Source organism: Streptomyces sp. NPDC031466 (genome assembly GCF_055581265.1).
Window position 1 is genome coordinate 380,203 of the sequence record NZ_JBVIJT010000005.1, and the last position, 16,832, is coordinate 397,034.

At 72.6% G+C, this 16,832-nt stretch carries 15 protein-coding genes; 2 read left to right on the forward strand and 13 right to left on the reverse strand.

The features are described from left to right. Positions 1–105 precede the first annotated feature (105 nt). From ACZ5GP_RS13750 to pdhA, 8 genes are all read right to left on the reverse strand, one after another. Positions 106–558, reverse strand: a complete 453-nt coding sequence (locus tag ACZ5GP_RS13750; protein WP_468751039.1) for a hypothetical protein — start codon at positions 556–558, stop codon at positions 106–108. 119 nt (positions 559–677) lie between these two features. Next, positions 678–1,655 carry an NAD(P)H-quinone oxidoreductase gene (locus ACZ5GP_RS13755; RefSeq protein ID WP_468751040.1) on the reverse strand — a complete coding sequence of 326 codons (978 nt, stop codon included), beginning with the start codon at positions 1,653–1,655 and terminating at the stop codon, positions 678–680. Positions 1,656–1,892: 237 nt separating this feature from the next. Continuing rightward, positions 1,893–2,999 carry a potassium channel family protein gene (locus tag ACZ5GP_RS13760; protein WP_468751041.1) on the reverse strand — a complete coding sequence of 369 codons (1,107 nt, stop codon included), beginning with the start codon at positions 2,997–2,999 and terminating at the stop codon, positions 1,893–1,895. Next, entirely contained in the window at positions 2,987–4,459 is a 1,473-nt protein-coding gene (locus tag ACZ5GP_RS13765) for a molybdopterin molybdotransferase MoeA (RefSeq protein WP_468751042.1), read from the reverse strand. The genes ACZ5GP_RS13760 and ACZ5GP_RS13765 overlap by 13 nt, the downstream gene beginning before the upstream one ends. Then, positions 4,456–5,403 (reverse strand): NTP transferase domain-containing protein, encoded by a 948-nt coding sequence (locus ACZ5GP_RS13770; protein WP_468751043.1) that lies wholly within the window; start codon positions 5,401–5,403, stop codon positions 4,456–4,458. The genes ACZ5GP_RS13765 and ACZ5GP_RS13770 overlap by 4 nt, the downstream gene beginning before the upstream one ends. 127 nt (positions 5,404–5,530) lie before the next feature. Beyond that, on the reverse strand, positions 5,531–7,033 hold the full coding sequence (locus ACZ5GP_RS13775) for a dihydrolipoamide acetyltransferase family protein (RefSeq protein WP_468751044.1): 1,503 nt from the start codon (positions 7,031–7,033) through the stop codon (positions 5,531–5,533). Next, complete coding sequence (locus tag ACZ5GP_RS13780; protein ID WP_468751045.1) at positions 7,033–8,049, reverse strand: alpha-ketoacid dehydrogenase subunit beta; 1,017 nt, start codon at positions 8,047–8,049, stop codon at positions 7,033–7,035. Before ACZ5GP_RS13780 ends, ACZ5GP_RS13775 begins: the two co-directional genes overlap by 1 nt. After that, entirely contained in the window at positions 8,046–9,200 is a 1,155-nt protein-coding gene (gene pdhA, locus ACZ5GP_RS13785) for a pyruvate dehydrogenase (acetyl-transferring) E1 component subunit alpha (RefSeq protein WP_468751046.1), read from the reverse strand. Before pdhA ends, ACZ5GP_RS13780 begins: the two co-directional genes overlap by 4 nt. Positions 9,201–9,391: 191 nt before the next feature. On the opposite strand from pdhA, the gene ACZ5GP_RS13790 reads away from it, so the two are divergent. Then, on the forward strand, positions 9,392–9,901 hold the full coding sequence (locus tag ACZ5GP_RS13790) for an Lrp/AsnC family transcriptional regulator (RefSeq protein WP_468751047.1): 510 nt from the start codon (positions 9,392–9,394) through the stop codon (positions 9,899–9,901). Positions 9,902–9,930: 29 nt separating this feature from the next. On the opposite strand, the gene ACZ5GP_RS13795 is transcribed toward ACZ5GP_RS13790, so the two are convergent. Both ACZ5GP_RS13795 and ACZ5GP_RS13800 read right to left on the reverse strand, forming a co-directional pair. Next, positions 9,931–10,524, reverse strand: coding sequence for a TetR/AcrR family transcriptional regulator (locus ACZ5GP_RS13795; RefSeq protein ID WP_358577985.1), 594 nt, complete (start codon positions 10,522–10,524; stop codon positions 9,931–9,933). After that, positions 10,521–12,032, reverse strand: coding sequence for a 3-hydroxyacyl-CoA dehydrogenase (locus tag ACZ5GP_RS13800; protein ID WP_468751048.1), 1,512 nt, complete (start codon positions 12,030–12,032; stop codon positions 10,521–10,523). Before ACZ5GP_RS13800 ends, ACZ5GP_RS13795 begins: the two co-directional genes overlap by 4 nt. A 196-nt stretch (positions 12,033–12,228) precedes the next feature. On the opposite strand from ACZ5GP_RS13800, the gene paaN reads away from it, so the two are divergent. Then, positions 12,229–13,920, forward strand: a complete 1,692-nt coding sequence (gene paaN, locus ACZ5GP_RS13805) for a phenylacetic acid degradation protein PaaN (RefSeq protein WP_468751049.1) — start codon at positions 12,229–12,231, stop codon at positions 13,918–13,920. A 28-nt stretch (positions 13,921–13,948) separates the two neighbouring features. Here the strand turns inward: paaN and ACZ5GP_RS13810 are convergent, their stop codons facing one another. From ACZ5GP_RS13810 to ACZ5GP_RS13820, 3 genes are read right to left on the reverse strand one after another with little or no spacing between them, the layout of a single operon-like run. Next, on the reverse strand, positions 13,949–14,746 hold the full coding sequence (locus ACZ5GP_RS13810; RefSeq protein ID WP_468751050.1) for a TrmH family RNA methyltransferase: 798 nt from the start codon (positions 14,744–14,746) through the stop codon (positions 13,949–13,951). Further along, on the reverse strand, positions 14,743–15,870 hold the full coding sequence (locus ACZ5GP_RS13815; protein ID WP_468751273.1) for an HTTM domain-containing protein: 1,128 nt from the start codon (positions 15,868–15,870) through the stop codon (positions 14,743–14,745). Before ACZ5GP_RS13815 ends, ACZ5GP_RS13810 begins: the two co-directional genes overlap by 4 nt. Positions 15,871–15,923: 53 nt before the next feature. Continuing rightward, positions 15,924–16,814 carry a DUF5819 family protein gene (locus ACZ5GP_RS13820; RefSeq protein ID WP_468751051.1) on the reverse strand — a complete coding sequence of 297 codons (891 nt, stop codon included), beginning with the start codon at positions 16,812–16,814 and terminating at the stop codon, positions 15,924–15,926. Positions 16,815–16,832: the final 18 nt, after the last annotated feature.

Here is a 16,832-nt window from a genome sequence, read left to right on the forward strand (position 1 = left end):
GCACCCGTACATCACACGTCGGTGGTGCCCCCATACGGCGGTGATCCACCCTCGGGAACCTCTTCGCCACCGCCACCGCCACCGCCACCGCCGCCGCTCAGTCGCTCAGTCACGCCGCAGCCGCAGGCCGAGGAAAGCGAGGCCGAGGCCGATCAGGACCAGGCCGCCGCCGAGCGGCAGCACCCGGGGCCCGGGCAGCACGGACTCCGTGGAGGTGGGCTCCTTCGGGTCGGCCACGCCGTCCCGGTGCGTCACCGACACCCGTTCGGGCCGCGGCGGGAGCACATCCGGTGGCGGCGAGGGCGGTGCCGGCGGATCAGGGACCGGCGCATCGGCGCGCCCCGGCCGCGCGCGGCCCTCACCCGGACGGCTCCCGGCCCGGGGCGTCTCGTCGACGCTGGTGACGGGACCTCGGGGCCCGGCCTCGGCCGCGTACGACACGAGCCCGGGCGGGCCCGACCCGGGGGACGCGACCGACCCGGGGGACGCGGCCGTCCCGAGGACGGTGAACAGCGTCGCCACGAAGACCCCACGCAGAGCCAGCCACGAAACAGTCACCGCGCCGGTCGCCTCCCGCAGTCGGGACACCCAAGGTCAAGGGGAACATCACGCCAGGCACCACACTCACATGGCATGACCATCCCGGCACCTCGATCGCGCCCAAGAGGGTGCGACGACTACCGCGTGAGCAGCACCTTCCCGATGTGCCCGCTCTCCTCCAGCACCCGATGCGCCTCGGCCGCGTCACTCATCGGCACCGTCCGGTCGACGATCGGCCGCACATGCCCCGCGCCGATGAGCGGCCAGACGTGCTCCCGCACCGCCGCGACGATCGATGCCTTCTCGGCCGCGGGCCGCCCCCGCAGCGAGGTGGCGGTGACGGCGGCGCGCTTGTTGAGCAGCGTGGCGATGTTCAGCTCGCCCTTGACGCCGCCCTGCATGCCGATGATCGCGAGCCGCCCGTTCACCGCGAGGGCGCGCACGTTCCGGTCAAGGTACTTCGCGCCCATGTTGTCGAGGATGACGTCGGCACCGGCCCCGTCCGTGGCCCGTTCCAGCTCCTCCACGAAGTCCTGCTCGCGGTAGTTGATGAGGATGTCGGCGCCCAGCTCCTGACAGAACGCCAGCTTCTCCTTGCTGCCCGCCGTGACGGCGACCTTCGCGCCGACCGCCTTGCCCAGCTGGATCGCCATGGTGCCGATGCCGCTGGAACCGCCGTGCGCGAGCAGCGTCTCACCGGGCCGCAGGTGGGAAATCATGAACACGTTGGACCATACGGTCGCGGTCACCTCGGGCAACGCGGCCGCCGTCACGAGGTCGACGCCCTCGGGCACGGGGAGCAGCTGCCCGGCCGGGACGGCGACCTGCTCGGCGTAACCGCCGCCGGAGAGCAGGGCGCACACCTCGTCGCCGACCGCCCAGCCGGAGACGCCGGGTCCAAGGGCGGTGATCCGGCCCGCGCACTCCAGACCGGGGTAGGGGGAGGCGCCGGGCGGCGGGTTGTAGAAGCCCTGGCGCTGGAGCAGATCGGCGCGGTTGACGGCGCTCGCCACCACCTCGACCAGCACCTCGCCCTCGCCGGGCACGGGATCGGGCACCTCGGCCCACACGAGCGCTTCGGGGCCGCCGGGTTCGGGGATCGTGATCGCATACATGCGGCCGAGGCTACTCCCGCCGCCCCCAACACCAAGGAAACCCCACGGGCGAGCACCTCTCGACGGACAGCCACTGGGCGCCCCGTCAGGGGCGCGGGGAACTGCGCGACAAGCCACGACACACCGCCACGAGAAGAGCGACCTCAACCCCCCGGCGGCACCCCGAACCCCGGCACACGGCCCGGAGCCGACCCCGCCCCCGCCCCGGGGGCGAACCCCCAAGGCCCCCAGGCCAGATCAATCCGCCGGCAACGGCCTCGCGTCGGGCGCGACCACCGTCGCGGGCGACGCCCGGACAATCGTGATCAGCCGGTCCGTCAACTCCAGCTTCCCGACGGCCGGATCGTCGTACCCCAGCACCCGATGCCCTCGTACGACACTCACCACGAGGTCATCCGTCTCCCGCACACCCCGCCCCACCTCGGCCTTTATCACCGGCCGCTCGATGAGATCGAGCCCCGTGCCCTGCTGGATCAGGTCCTCCATGACCATGCCCGCGCTCGGACTCAGCACGGAGAGCCCGAGCAGCCGTCCCGCCGCGCTCGCACTGGTGATCACCGCGTCGGCGCCGGACTGCCGCAGCAGCGGCGCGTTCTCCTCCTCGCGCACCGCGGCCACGATCTTCGCCCCGCGGTTCAACTGCCGCGCGGTGAGCGCGACCAGCACCGCCGTGTCGTCGCGCTGCGTCGCGATGATGATCTGCCGGGCCCGCTGGACCTCCGCCCGCAGCAGCACATCACTGCGTGTCGCGTCACCGATGACACCCGCGTACCCCTCGGCCGTCGCCGCTTCGATGGCCTTCGCGCTGGGATCGACCACCACGATCTGCTCCGGTTTCAGGCCGGTGGCGCAGACGGTCTGGATCGCCGAACGGCCCTTGGTGCCGAAGCCGACGACGACAGTGTGTTCACGCAAGTTGGACCTCCAGCGGGACAGACGCCATTCCTCGCGCGTACGTTCCGTGAGCACTTCGAGGGTCGTACCGACCAGGATGATCAGAAAGAGCACGCGCAACGGCGTGACCAGGAGGATGTTGGTGAGCCGCGCGCTGTCGCTGTACGGGACGATGTCGCCGTACCCGGTGGTGGAGAGCGTCACGGTGGCGTAGTACGCGGCGTCGAGGAAGTCGACGCGCTCATCCGAGTTGTCGTGGTAGCCGCTCCGGTCGATCCACACCAGGAACGTCGTCAGGGCGAGCACCAGCAACGCCATCGCCAGACGCCGAGTGACCTGGCGCAACGGCCGTTCGACCACTCGCTGGGGCAGCTTGATCCGGTGGGTCACATGGTGTTCGTCGGGCTGTCGGGCGATGGCATCGTGGCCGGGAAGTTTCACGTGAAACACACCCCGCCCTCGGTCGTACCCCAGGGCAGGTCCAGGATCTCCAACTCCTGACCCCCGCGTGCCCCGCCGGGCGGCACCACGGCGAGTCCGTCGGCCGCCGCGATGCCCCGCAGCATCGCCGGGCCGTTGAACCGCAGCGGCACGGCGTGCTCGGTGCGCAGGGTGACGGGGACGAGGCGGGTGTCGTGTGGATGCCCTTGTACGTCCTCGCGTACGGGCGCGGTGTACGCGGCATGCGAGGCGTGGGAGGCGTGTGGGGCGTGCCTGGCGTCGGCTCGGGGCACGCGTCCGGTGAGCGTACGCAGCAAGGGTTCGGCCAGTGTGAGCAGGCCGGAGATGGCGGCGAGCGGATTGCCCGGCAGCCCGACGAGATGCCGGCCGGGCCGGATCCGGGCCAGCAGCATCGGGTGCCCGGGACGCACGGCGACACCGTCCACGAGCAGCTCGGCGCCGATGCGGCGCAGCGTGGGATGGACGTGGTCTACGGGGCCCGCCGCCGTGCCGCCGGTGGTGACGATCAGATCGGCGGCGGAGCCGGTGAGCGCGTCGTGCAGCGCGTCGGCGTCGTCGCCCAGGCGCCGCACGCCGGTGACCTCGGCGCCGAGCGCGCGCAGCCAGGACGGCAGCATCGGGCCGAGCGCGTCCCGGATGAGGCCCTCGCGGGGCAGGCCTTCGGTCAGCAGTTCATCACCGAGTACGAAGATGTCGACACGGGGCCGACGCAGCGCGCTGAGTGTGTCGTACCCCGCCGCCGCGGCCAGACCGAGCACGGCGGGCGTGACCAGGGAACCGGACGGCAACAGGTGGTCGCCGGCACGGCACTCCTGGCCGCGCGGACGGATGTCCTGGCCCGGCACCACCTCGCGCAGGGCGTGCAGCCTGCCCCTGGCGTCCATTCGGCCGTGTTCCGAGCGCAGCACTGCGGTGGCCTCCCGCGGGATGCGGGCCCCCGTCGCGATCCGGACCGCCTCACCGTCCCCGAGGGTCTCGGGCCCCTCGTGCCCGGCGAGGACCTTGTCCTCCCGTACGCCCCAGGGGCCCGGGCCTGCCACGGCCCAGCCGTCCATGGCGGAGGTGTCGAAGGACGGCAGGTCGGTGAGGGCGGCGAGCGGGGCGGCCAGGGTCAGCCCGAGGGCCTGGTCCAGGGGGACGGCCACGGGCTCGCCTCCCGCCCGGGGCACGGCCTGCGCGGCGCGTGCGCGGGCGGCGCGCCATGAGGTGACACCGTCGTGCGTGGCCCCGCCCTCTCGGCCCTGTTCCCGCGCGCCGGGCCGCGTGGGGGGCGGGGCGGACGGAGGCGTCGGCGGGGAGCCGGGGGAGGCCGGGGACTGCGGGGACGGGGGGGACGCGGGGTGCGCCGGGGACGGCGAGTGGGGCACGGCTCTGCGGCCGTCCCGGCTCTCGTTCACCAGGGCGAGCGCCTCGTCGAGTTCGGCGTCCGAAGCGGGTTGCCCGGTCATCCGGCATCGGACGCGGCGTCGGGGGCGGGCGCGCCGTCGTCCTTCGCGTCCTGGCGGGCCTCCTGCGCCCAGCGTGCCGCGAGTGCCGCGGCCTTGCGCGCCGCCTCGGCCACCGCCTCGGCACCGCCACCCGTCCCGCCCGACGCGGCGGCCTGAGCCGCCGCGTAGCCGACGAGGAACGTGGTCAGCGGTGCCGCGGGCCTGGCCACACCATGCGCGGCGTCGCGGGCGAGGTCGAGGAGGGTGCCGGTATCGACGTCGAGTTCGATGCCGAGCTCGTCCTTGACTGCGGAAATCCATTCATCCAACACGTGCCCATGCTCCCTGATCCGCGCCCGTGCGGCGGCGATGTCGTCCCAGGTGTCGCAGTCGAAGGCGGCGACGGGGTCCGCGACCCGGGTCAGATCGAGCCGCGCGGTGAGCAGGCGCAGCGGAAGCCCGTCGAGCCCGCCGCCCTCGCCCGTGTCCGCGCCGGTACCCGCGCGCGTCTGTGCGACCTCCGCGAGCCCTTGCCGCAGCGACGCGCTGCGATAGGCCGCCACGAGCGGCTGGTCACGCCCCCCGGGATCGGTGAGGAGCGCCCCGTCCGCACCGCTGTCCCGCAGCGCGTCGAGCAACCGGCGTACCGTCCGCCCGTCCAAAAACGGCAGGTCGGCGGAGAGCACCAGCACCCGCTCCGCCGTCGTGCGCCGCAGCCCGGCGGCGAGCGCGGCCAGCGGCCCACCGCCCGGCGGGTCCTCGCGCGCCCACACCACGGGCCGGGCCGTCGCTCTCGGCGCGGCCACGACGACCGTGGTCCCGGCGCCGGAACAGGCGGCCAGGACCCGGTCGATCAGCGTCCGGCCGCCCACGCGCACACCGGGTTTGTCGGCGCCGCCGAGCCGCGCGGCACCGCCGCCGGCGAGCACCACGGCGTCGTAGAGGCCACCTTCGTTCGCGGTCACCCCCCGAGTATGGCCATACGCGGGATCATCGCCACCCCGCGAACAACCCCGGACGCAAAGGACTTCCGTCACTCGGACGCCGCCCCGGCATGCCGTCCGGGGCGCCCTCCCGGCTCCCCCGGCAGGTTCACACCGAGCGCAGCAGCACCGCCGGCTGCTCGACGCAGTCCGCCACGTACCGCAGGAAGCCGCCCGCCGTGCCGCCGTCGCACACCCGGTGGTCGAAGGTGAGCGACAGCTGGACCACGTGCCGCACCGCCAGCTCCCCCTCGTGCACCCACGGCTTCGGCACGATCCGGCCGACGCCGAGCATGGCCGCCTCGGGGTGGTTGATGATCGGCGTGGAGCCGTCGACCCCGAACACCCCGTAGTTGTTCAGCGTGAACGTCCCCCCGGTCAGCTCCCCGGGGGTCAGCCTCCCGGTCCGCCCCGCCTGCGTGAGCCGGACCAGCTCGGCGTTGATCGACTCGGTGGTACGCGTCTGCGCGTGCCGTACGACGGGCACGACCAGGCCACGCTCCGTCTGCGCGGCGAATCCGAGGTGGATGTCGGCGAACTGCCGCACCTCCCGCGCCTCCATGTCCACGCTGGAGTTCAGCATCGGGAAACGCGTGAGCGCGGCCACGGTGATGCGGGCGAACAGCGCGAGCAGCGACACCTTGTGACCGTCGCCCTCCGTCGTCGCGGCGTTCATGGCGGTGCGGGCGGCGAGCAGTTCCGTCGCGTCGGCGTCGACCCAGCAGGTGGCCTCGGGTATCTCCCGCCTGCTGCGGGCCATCTTGTCCGCGACGAGACCCCGGATGCCGGTCAGCGCGTGCCGGGACTCCCGTCCCGCGCCCATGGGTTCCTGGCCCGCCTCGACCTCACGCCGCGCCTGCGCGTACCCGGCCCGGACCAGCTCGTCGTCCGCGCGGGCCGCCGTGACGTCCGCGCCCCGACGCGCCTCGTCCGCCCCGCCGGGGGAATTGCCCGTCGCGCCGACGGCATGGCCCACCGTGCCGGGGACGCGCCCGGCCGCCCCGCCTCCGCCGATGGCCGCCTCGACGTCGCCCCGCGTGATCAGCCCCTCCGGGCCCGAGCCCGCGAGAGCCCGCAGGTCCACCCCGTGCTCCCGCGCCAGCCTGCGCACGAGGGGGGAGATCACCGGAACCGGGCCGGCCACGCGTGTGCGTCCCGCTTCCGGGCGCGGCTCCTCGGACGGCGCCGCCACGGCGTGCCGAGTGGGCCGCACCCTTCTGCGCCGGGCCGGGGCGGCCGCGGTGCCGTAACCGACCAGGACGTTTCCCGAAGCCTCTTCCGCGGCCGTCTGCAGGGCCCGCTCGGCGGGCTCCTCCGGTGCGGAAGCCCCGGGCACGGAGGCCTCGGGCGCGGAGACCTCGGCCGGCGCTCCCACCGCGACCGTCAGCAGCGGTGCCCCGACGGGCAGTTCCGCGCCCTCCGCACCGAAGCGGGCGGTGACCACGCCTCCGTAGGGGCACGGCACCTCGACCATCGCCTTGGCCGTCTCGACCTCGACGACCGGCTGGTCCACGGCGACGACATCCCCGACCTCGACGAGCCAGCGGACGATCTCGGCCTCCGTGAGCCCCTCACCGAGGTCCGGCAGCTTGAACTCCAGCACCTGCGCCATCAGCTCTCCGCCTCCCACTGCAACCGCGCGACCGCGTCCAGGATCCGGTCGACGCCCGGCAGATGGTGCTTCTCCAGCATGGGCGGCGGATAGGGGACGTCGAATCCCGCGACCCGCAGCACCGGCGCCTCCAGATGGTGGAAGCACCGCTCGGTGACCCGCGCGGCGATCTCCGCGCCGGGCCCCGCGAAACCGGTCGACTCGTGCACGACGACCGCCCGGCCCGTGCGCCGCACGGACGCGGCGACCGTCTCGTCGTCGAAGGGCACCAACGACCGCAGGTCGAGCACTTCGAGGTCCCAGCCCTCGGCGCGCGCCGCCTCGGCCGCCTCCAGGCAGACGGGCACCGACGGGCCGTACGTGATGAGCGTGGCGCTGCGGCCGGGGCGCCGCACCACCGCGCGTCCTATCGGTTCAACGGCCTGCGGCGCGTCCGGGTTCCAGTCGGCCTTGGACCAGTACAGCCGCTTCGGCTCCAGGAAGACGACCGGGTCGTCGGAGGCGATGGCGGCCCGCAGCAGGCCGTAGGCGTCGGCGACCGTGGCGGGGGTGACGACATGGAGGCCCGGGGTCGCCATGTAGTACGCCTCGGAGGAGTCACTGTGGTGCTCGACGCCGCCGATCCCGCCGCCATAGGGCACGCGCACGGTGATGGGCAGCGGCATCGCACCCCTGGTGCGGTTGCGCATCTTCGCCACATGCGACAGGAGCTGTTCGAACGCGGGGTAGGCGAAGGCGTCGAACTGCATCTCGACGACGGGCCGCAGTCCGTACATCGCCATGCCGACGGCCGTCCCGAGGATGCCCGCCTCGGCCAGCGGCGTGTCCATACAGCGGTCCTCGCCGAACTCCTTCGTGAGCCCGTCGGTGACCCGGAAGACGCCGCCGAGCGCCCCCACGTCCTCTCCGAGGACGTGCACGGAGGAGTCCTCGGCCATGGAGTCGCGCAGCGCCCGCCCGAGCGCCTGCGCCATGGTGGCCGGTTTGGTGGCCGGCTTCGCCGCGACCGTGGTCATCGCGCCCCGCCCTCCGATCCGTGCGCCTCTTCCGAGGCGGCGTCCAGCTCGGCCCGCAACTGCGCCGCCTGCTCCCGCAGTTGCGAGGTCTGCTCGGCGTACACGTGCGTGAAGAGGTCCATGGGGTCGAGCAGCGGGTCCTGGTTCATGCGCTCGCGCAGGTCGGCGGCCATGGCCTCGGCGTCCTCGCCCGTCCGCCGCTTGAAGTCGTCGTCCAGAAGGCCGCGCCGCGCCAGCTCCCGCTCCAGGAGCAGGATCGGGTCATGGCCGCGCCAGGCCTCGACCTCGGCGTCCCCGCGGTAGCGCGTGGCGTCGTCGGCGTTCGTGTGGGCCTCCATCCGGTAGGTGACCGCCTCCACGAGCGTCGGGCCGCCGCCCTCACGCGCGCGGGTGACCGCTTCGCCGAGGACCTCGTGCATCGCGATCGCGTCGTTGCCGTCCACCAGGCGTCCCGGTATGCCGTACCCGACGGCCTTGTGGGCCAGGGAGGGGGCGGCCGTCTGCTTGGCGAGCGGCACGGAGATCGCGAAGCCGTTGTTCTGCACGAGGAAGACCACGGGCGCCCGCCACACGGCGGCGAAGTTCAGCGCCTCGTGGAAGTCGCCCTCGCTGGTGCCGCCGTCACCGACCATGGCGAGCGCGACGACGTCGTCCCCCTTGAGGCGGGCGGCGTGCGCGAGGCCCACGGCATGGGGAAGCTGGGTGGCCAGGGGAGTGCACAGGGGCGCCGTGCGGTGCTCGCGCGGGTCGTATCCGGTGTGCCAGTCGCCGCGCAGCAGCGTCAGGGCGCTCACCGGGTCGAGGCCCCGGGCGACCACGGCGAGCGTGTCCCGGTAGCTCGGGAAGAGCCAGTCCCGCTCCTCCAGGGCCAGCGCGGCGGCCACCTCGCACGCTTCCTGGCCTGTGCTCGAGGGGTAGACCGCGAGCCTGCCCTGCTTCGTCAGCGCCGTCGCCTGCGTGTTGTAGCGGCGCCCGCGCACCAGCTCCGCGTAGAGGCGGCGCAGCAGCCCCGGCTCGGCCTTCGCGGCGGCCTCGGTGCCGAGCACCCGGTACGGCTCCGCGTCCGGCAGCAGCGGCGCGGGGTCGGTCCTGGGCTGCCAAGCGGGGGGCGGGGTCGGCCGGTAGGCGCCCCGCTGCTCCATGACCGTCATGACGGCACCTCCTGGGGGAAGCGGTCTCCTCGTGAGGAGCGGCAAAAGAGGCGCGGTGATGTGAGGCGCCTCACCTACCGATTGTTCGGTCGTCGGCACATTTTGGCTACAGGCGCCTCCAGGCTGTGGACAAACGGTTCTGCACAGCCTGGGATGGGCGCAGTACGTCCATGGTAGGGAGGCGGGGGGACATGGCATCTGAACGAATGGCCGACCAGCATGCCGAGGGCCGTCCGGAGCCCCGCTCCCTGGACGCCATCGACCGCGACATCCTCCAGATCCTGCACACGGACGGCCGCGCGTCGATACGTTCCGTGGCCGAGCGGGTCCATGTCTCGCGGGCCAACGCCTACGCGCGCATCAACCGCCTCATCGACGACGGCGTCATCCGGGGGTTCGGTGCGCGGATCAATCACGAGCGCGCCGGACAGGGCGCGTCGGCGTACATCACGCTGAAGATCGTGCAGAACACCTGGCGCACGGTGCGCGAGCATCTGCGCGCGCTCCCCGGTGCCTCCCACATCGCACTGGTCAGCGGCGACTTCGACGTACTGCTCCTGGTGCACACGCCGGACAACCGCGCGCTGCGGGAGCTGGTGCTCACCCGGCTGCAGTCCATCCCCGAAGTCCTCAGCACGCGGACGCTGCTGGTCTTCGAGGAGGACGACCTGCAGAGCGCCGAGCCGAGCGCCCATCCATGACGCCGAGACGGCACGCCGGTGCCCGTGAGTCAGCGGTCGGTGCGCAGCCCTCCGAAGGCCAGCTGCACGACGGCGTCGGCGATCTGGCCGCCGTTGGCCGCTCCCCGGCTCTCCGGCCGGTACCACTCCACGATGGAGTTGATCATTCCGAAGAGCAGCCGGGTGGCCAGGCGCAGCTCGACGTCGGAGCGCAGATCACCGTCCGCGACCGCCTCCTTGAGCAGCGCGGCCACCTGCTGGTCGAACTCCCTGCGCCGCTCCAGGGCCCACCGCTCGGTGTCGGTGTTGCCGCGCACCCGCAGCAGCAGCGTCACGTAGGGCAGTTCGGCGACGAGGACCTCGACCGTGCGCCGTGTGACGTATTCCAGGCGCTCGACGGCGCTGCCCACGCGCGCGTGCTCCTCGGCGAGGATCCCGAAGAGGCCGTCGATCGCCCGGCTCACCGCGCGGCGCAACAGTTCCTCCTTGCCCGCCACATGGTGGTAGATCGAGGACTTGGAGATACCGGCCGCCTTGGAGAGGTGCTCCATGGACGTGCCGTCGTAGCCGCGTTCGTTGAAGACCCGTACGGCGACGCTCAGCAGCGTCTCCGGGGTGTACGTGTCACGCCGGGCGGTGGTCATGAGTACTCCTCTCGCACGGCCTGGCGCCGCAGGGCCTGGGAGGGCGCGTAACGCCCGGTGGGGTACTCGTCGTTCATCAGGTCCAGCGCCTCGGCCACGCGGTACGCGGTGAGCCGCCGGCCCCATTCGGCCGGTCCGAGCGGGTAGTTGACCCCGAGGCGCATGGCGGTGTCGACGTCCTGCGCGTCCGCCACCTCGCGGCCGACGGCGTCCAGGGCGAAGTCGACGAGCATCCACACCGTGCGGGCGACGATCATCCCCGGGGCGGGGCCGATGACGCTGACCTTCTTGCCGAGCGCCTGGAAGAGGCCGACCGCCTCCTTCAGCGCCCGCTCGTCCACTCTGCCGGAGGGGGCCAGGGCGATACGGGTCGCGGTGCGGTAGTCCAGGGCGAGGTCGAAGTGGATCGTGGGTTCCGCCGCGGCGTCGGGGGACATCCCGTCGGCCGGTTCGAGCCGCGCGCCGCCGGGCAGCTCGATGGAGCCGGGACAGCTCGGGGTGTCCGTCCCGTGCCCGACCCGGATGCCGGCTTCCCGCATGAGGTCGAGCAGGGCGTTGGCCGCGAAGAGGTCACCGTGGACGGTGACGGACTCCGGAGCCCGCTCGGGCCCCGCGGTGTGCGGCTCCGCGCGCGGGGTGTCGTCGCCGTACGCGTACCAGCCCTGCCCGGACTTGCGGCCGAGGCGGCGCGACTCGACGAGCCGGCGCTGGACGAGCGAGGGCGTGAACTTGGGGTCCTGGAAGAACGACTCCCACACGGAGCGCGTGACGGCTTCGTTGACGTCCTGGCCGATGAGGTCGGTCAGCTCGAAGGGGCCCATCTTGAAGCCGCCGCACTCGCGCAGGACCGCGTCGATCGTCGCCGGGTCGGCGACCCGCTCCTCGTACAGGCGCAGCGCCTCGGCGTAGAAGGGCCTGGCGACGCGGTTGACGATGAACCCGGGGGTGTCGGCGCAGCGCACCGGAGTCTTGCCCCAGGCCCGCGCGGTCTCGTACGCGCGCGTGGCCACCGCCTCGTCGGTCGCGAAGCCGCTGACGACCTCCACGAGGGGGAGCAGCGGCGCCGGGTTGAAGAAGTGCAGGCCGAGGAAGCGGCCCGGCTTCTTCAGGGCGCCCGCGATGGCCGTCACGGAGAGGGAGGAGGTGTTGGTGGCCAGCAGACAGTCCTCGGCGACGACGTCCTCCAGGTCCTGGAACAGCCGCTGCTTGACGTCCAGTTGCTCCAGCACCGCCTCGATGACGAGGGCGCAGCCGGCCAGTTCCGCGAGGCTCTCGGCGGGTGCGAGCCGGGCGGCCGCGGCGGCGCGGTCGCCGGCCGAGAGCCTGCCCTTCTCCACGAGCCGGTCCAGGCGGGCGCCGATCGCGTCGGCCGCAGCCTTCGCCCGGCCGGGGGCGGCGTCGTACAGCCGCACGGGGTGGCCGGCCACCAGGGCGACCTGTGCGATGCCCTGCCCCATGGTTCCGGTGCCGACCACGGCAACGGTGCTGCTGAGCTCGAGTGCTGTCATGCTCGCGATCCTCCCGCACGGTTGGCCGGCCGGAGGGTTCGGGGTGGCCGCGAAGAAGTTGTCCACAGGTTTGGCGGACCCTCTTGTCCCGACCGATCGTTCGGTTACTCTAGCTCTGTCAGCCAGTCCCTGCCCACTGTTCCCGCCCATCTCGCCAGCTCGACGGAGAGCTGACCGACGAGGAGTTGGTCCTGTCATGGCCGCCGAACTCACCGCGCACCAGCTGATCGCCAAGCACCGGTCCACCCTCGATCAGGCGCTGGAGACCATCCGCACGCGTGCGTACTGGTCGCCGCACCCCGAGCACCCCAAGGCGTACGGGGAGGACGGCAGCCTGAGCCTGCCCGAGGGCAAAGCCGCTTTCGACGCCCTCCAGGGCACCCGCTTCGACCTCGACCAGCCCGGCACGGACGACTGGGTCGGCGCCGAGGTCTCTCCCTACGGCCCGGAGCTGGGGATCACCTACCCCCACCCGGACATCGACGTCCTGCTCCCCGCGATGCGGGCCGGCATGCGCGCCTGGCGCGACGCGGGCGCGGAAGCACGCGCGATGGTCGGCCTGGAGATCCTGGCGCGCATCAGCGCCCGCACCCACGAGCTCGCGCACGCCGTCATGCACACCAGCGGCCAGGCCTTCATGATGGCCTTCCAGGCGGGCGGCCCGCACGCCCAGGACCGCGCCCTGGAAGCGATCGCGTACGCGTACGTCGAGCAGGCCCGCACCCCCGACACCGCCGAGTGGCACAAGCCCCAGGGGAAGCGCGACCCCCTCGCGCTGAACAAGCGGTTCACGCCTGTGGCGCGCGGCATCTCGCTCCTGATCGGCTGCAACACCTTCCCGACGTGGAACGGCTACCCGGGCCTCTTCGCCTCGCTCGTGACCGGCAACCCCGTCCTGGTCAAGCCCCACCCGCGCGCGGTGCTCCCGCTCGCCCTCACGGTGCGGATCGCCCGCGAGGTCCTCGCCGAGGCCGGCTTCGACCCGAACCTGGTCTGCCTGGCCGTCGAGCGGCCCGACGAGGGGATCGCCAAGGCCCTCGCCGTCCGCCCCGAGATCAAGATCATCGACTACACGGGGTCGACGTCCTTCGGCGACTGGCTGGAGGCCAACGCCCGCCAGGCGCAGGTCTACACCGAAAAGGCCGGGGTCAACACCGTCGTCATCGACTCGACGGACAACTACAAGGGAATGCTGGCCAACCTCGCCTTCTCCCTGTCCCTCTACAGCGGCCAGATGTGCACGACCCCGCAGAACCTCCTCATCCCCCGCGACGGCATCCACACGGACGCCGGGGCCAAGTCGTACGACGAGGTGGTGGCCGACCTCGCGGCCTCGGTGAGCGGCCTCCTGGGTGACGACGCCCGGGCCAACGGCATCCTGGGCGCGCTGGTCAACCCGGATGTGAGGACCCGCCTGGAAGCGGCCGCCGGCCTCGGTGAAGTCGCCTTGCCCTCCCGGCAGGTGGCCAACCCCGACTTCCCGGACGCCGTGGTGCGCACCCCGGTCATCGTCAAGCTGGACGGCGCGAAGCCGGACGCCGAGGCGGCCTACCTGAGCGAGTGCTTCGGCCCGGTCTCCTTCGCGGTCGCCGTCGACTCGACGGCGGACGCCGTGGAGCTGCTGCGCCGCACGGTGCGCGACAAGGGAGCGATGACCGTCGGGGCGTACACCACCTCGCACGAGGTCTCCACGGCCGTCGAGGAGACCTGCCTGGAGGAGTGCGCCCAGCTGTCCCTGAACCTCACGGGAGGGGTCTATGTGAACCAGACGGCGGCGTTCTCGGACTTCCACGGCTCGGGCGGCAACCCCGCGGCGAACGCCGCGCTGTGCGACGGCGCGTTCGTCGCCAACCGCTTCCGCGTGGTGGAGATCCGCAAGGACGCGTGACCCGCGCGCGGGACGGACTGCGGCGGGTTCAGGCCTCCAGGCCCGGAGGCCTGCCCGCCGACCAGTGGAAGAGCGCCATGCCGACACTCGTCGCCAGGTTGTAGCTGGAGACCTGCGGCCGCATCGGCAGGGACACCAGATGGTCGGCCCGTTCCCGCAGGGCCGCCGAGAGACCGCTGCGCTCGGAACCGAACGCGAGCACGGCGTCGTCCGGGATCTTCAGCCCACGGATGTCCACACCCTCCGCGTCGAGCGCGAACACCGGCCCGGGCGGCAGCTCGGCGACCTCCATGCGCTCCACGGCGGTCGCGAAGTGCAATCCGGCGCCGCCGCGTACGACAGTGGGGTGCCAGGGGTCCAGCGTCCCGGTCGTGACGACACCGGTCGCCCCGAACCCGGCGGCGAGCCGGATCACCGCCCCGGCGTTGCCCAGATTGCGGGGGTCGTCGAGCACGACGACCGGTGCCGTCCTCGGCGTACGCCCCAGTGCCGCCAGGTTGGCGGCGCGCGAGGGGCGTACCGCCAGGGCGGCCATCGCGGTGGGGTGCAGCCTCGGCACGAGCGCGCGCAGCCGCTCCTCGGAAACCTCCACCAGGAGCGCGTCCAGCGCGTCCCGCACATCGGGCGCCAGCTCGTCGGCGAGCGCCAGCGCGCCCACACGGTCACCGGTCAACGCGACGGGCACCCGCGCGTCGAAGCGCAGCGCGTGCTTGATCGCGTGGAAGCCGTCGAGCAGCACGGAGGTGTCGGCGAGCCCGAGCCAGGCGCGTACGGCGCCGTCGGCGTCCGTCGCGTGCGTCCCGTCCGTCGGGTCCGTCCCGTTCATGGAGCGAAGCCTACGTGCGCGCGTGCCGCCCACTTGCCGAGGCGCCGCAGGAACGATGTCGGCAGGAAGACCGCGTCGGCGGTGATCATCGCGAGAGAGAAGAACGGCAGCCCCAGGACGACGGCGATCACGGCATGCTCGAAGATCATCGCTGCCAGGAGGACGTTCTTCACCCGGCGGTTGAAGAGGGTGAAGGGGAAGGCCACCTGCACGGCGACCGTCCCGTACGTCACCAGCATCAGCATCAGCCCGTGGGACGACAGCAATCCGGAGAGAGCCGGCCAAGGAGAGAAGTAGTCGAGGTTCAGCGGGTAGTAGACGGCCGTCCCGTCCTGCCAGCGGCTCCCCTGGATCTTGTACCAGCCGGCGGTGGCGTAGATCAGGCACGCCTCCACCATGATCACAAGCAGGCCCGCGTTGTGGGCGAGGTTGGCGACGACATCGAGAAGCTTGCGCAGCTCGCCGTGCGGAGCGCGCCGCCCCGCCAGCCACCACAGGCCGTGGGCGAGCCACGCCCCCCAGAAGACCAGGGGCCACCAGTCGCTGAGTTCTCCCATGAGGGTGACGACGGACAACCCGAGCCCGAGCACCCACCACAGGACGGGCCCCACCCGGTCGACGCCCGGCTCGCCCCGCCCCGTCCGCACACACGCGCGTGCTGCCCGCCGCGCGTCCAGCGACCAGACCTGACCGCACCGGAGGAAGACCAGGTAGGTCGCCATGAGGTGGATGACGTTGTCACCGCCGTCGCCGATGAAGACGCTGCGGTTCTGCAGCGACAGCACGCCGATCATGAACAGCACGGACATCGTGCGCGTGCGCCAACCGAACAGCAGCAGGGCGCTGCTCAGGACGGCCACCGCGTAGACGATCTCGAACCAGATCCGCGCGTCGGACCACATCAGGGCGGTGAAGGCGCCGTTGCCCGAGATGAGCTGCCGCGCCATCTCCCAGTCCCAGGGGCCGTCGGGGCCGTACATCTCATGGCGGTGGGGGAATTCGCGCAGCAGGAAGAACAACCAGGTGCCGGCGAATCCGATGCGGATGACCGCGCTCTGGTACGGGCCGAGGGCGTGGCCGGTGACCTTGTCGAGCCCCCGCGCCAAGGGGTGTGCGACGGCCAGGAGACGCTGCCCGGCCCAAGACCCCTGCCCGGCGACGGGCTGTTCGCTACGGGTCACCGAGCCGCCCCCTCCGCGTCGGCGAGCGGCAGGTCGTCGGGCGTCACCGACCACCACGGGACCAGGCGGTACACCGGCTTGGTGGAGACCTTCTCCTCGCTCCACTTCGGCGGCCGTACGCTCGTCGTCCTGGAGCGCAGCTGCACGCGCGCGATCTCGTCGCCCGCGCCGCCGGGCCCCTCCCGTTCGAGCCGCAGGTACGCGATGCGGCGGACGTAGCGCTCGGAGAGCCGGCCCCGCAGACCGACGGGACGATTCTGCGCGTCGTGCGAGCCGACGTAGAAGTCCCAGGCGCGGCGCAGTTCGTTCTGCCGGGTGTGGCTGGGCAGCAGGCTTCCGTCGATGGCGGCGCCATCCTGTGCGGAGAGGTCGTACCAGTCGGTGGTCCGTACTCCTCCGTCGGCCGTACGCAGCTCCGCCCGGGCCTGTACGGCGACGTTCTGCTGGAGCGGGTTGGGTGCGAAGAGCTTCCAGTTCTGTTCGAACTCGGGGTAGATCCATTCGTCCACCACGTCGCCGTGCCGCTTGGTCAGCGTGTTCGAGGGAGCGACGTGGAAGAAGAGCATCCCGATGTGGACGCACGCGACCACGGCGATGAGCGCGAGAGCGCAGGCGGCGACGATCTGGTGGCCGAGCTTGAGCCCGGCGATGCCGGGTCGGGGAGACCCGGATGGCGGCTCGCTCGGCCCGGATGGTGGCGTACTCGGCCCCGAATACCCCGCTGGCGCACGGGGCGGTTCGCTCGGCCCGGAAGGCCCGGCAGACCCGCGTGACGGGGCGGGCTCGACAGGCCCGGTAGCCCCAGGCTGCCCGGCGGACCCAGGCGGCCCGCCAGACCCCGGTGGCCCGGCGGACCCGCCCCCGGAACCCTCGTCGTACCCGTCCATTCCGCCCCGTTCCCCCGC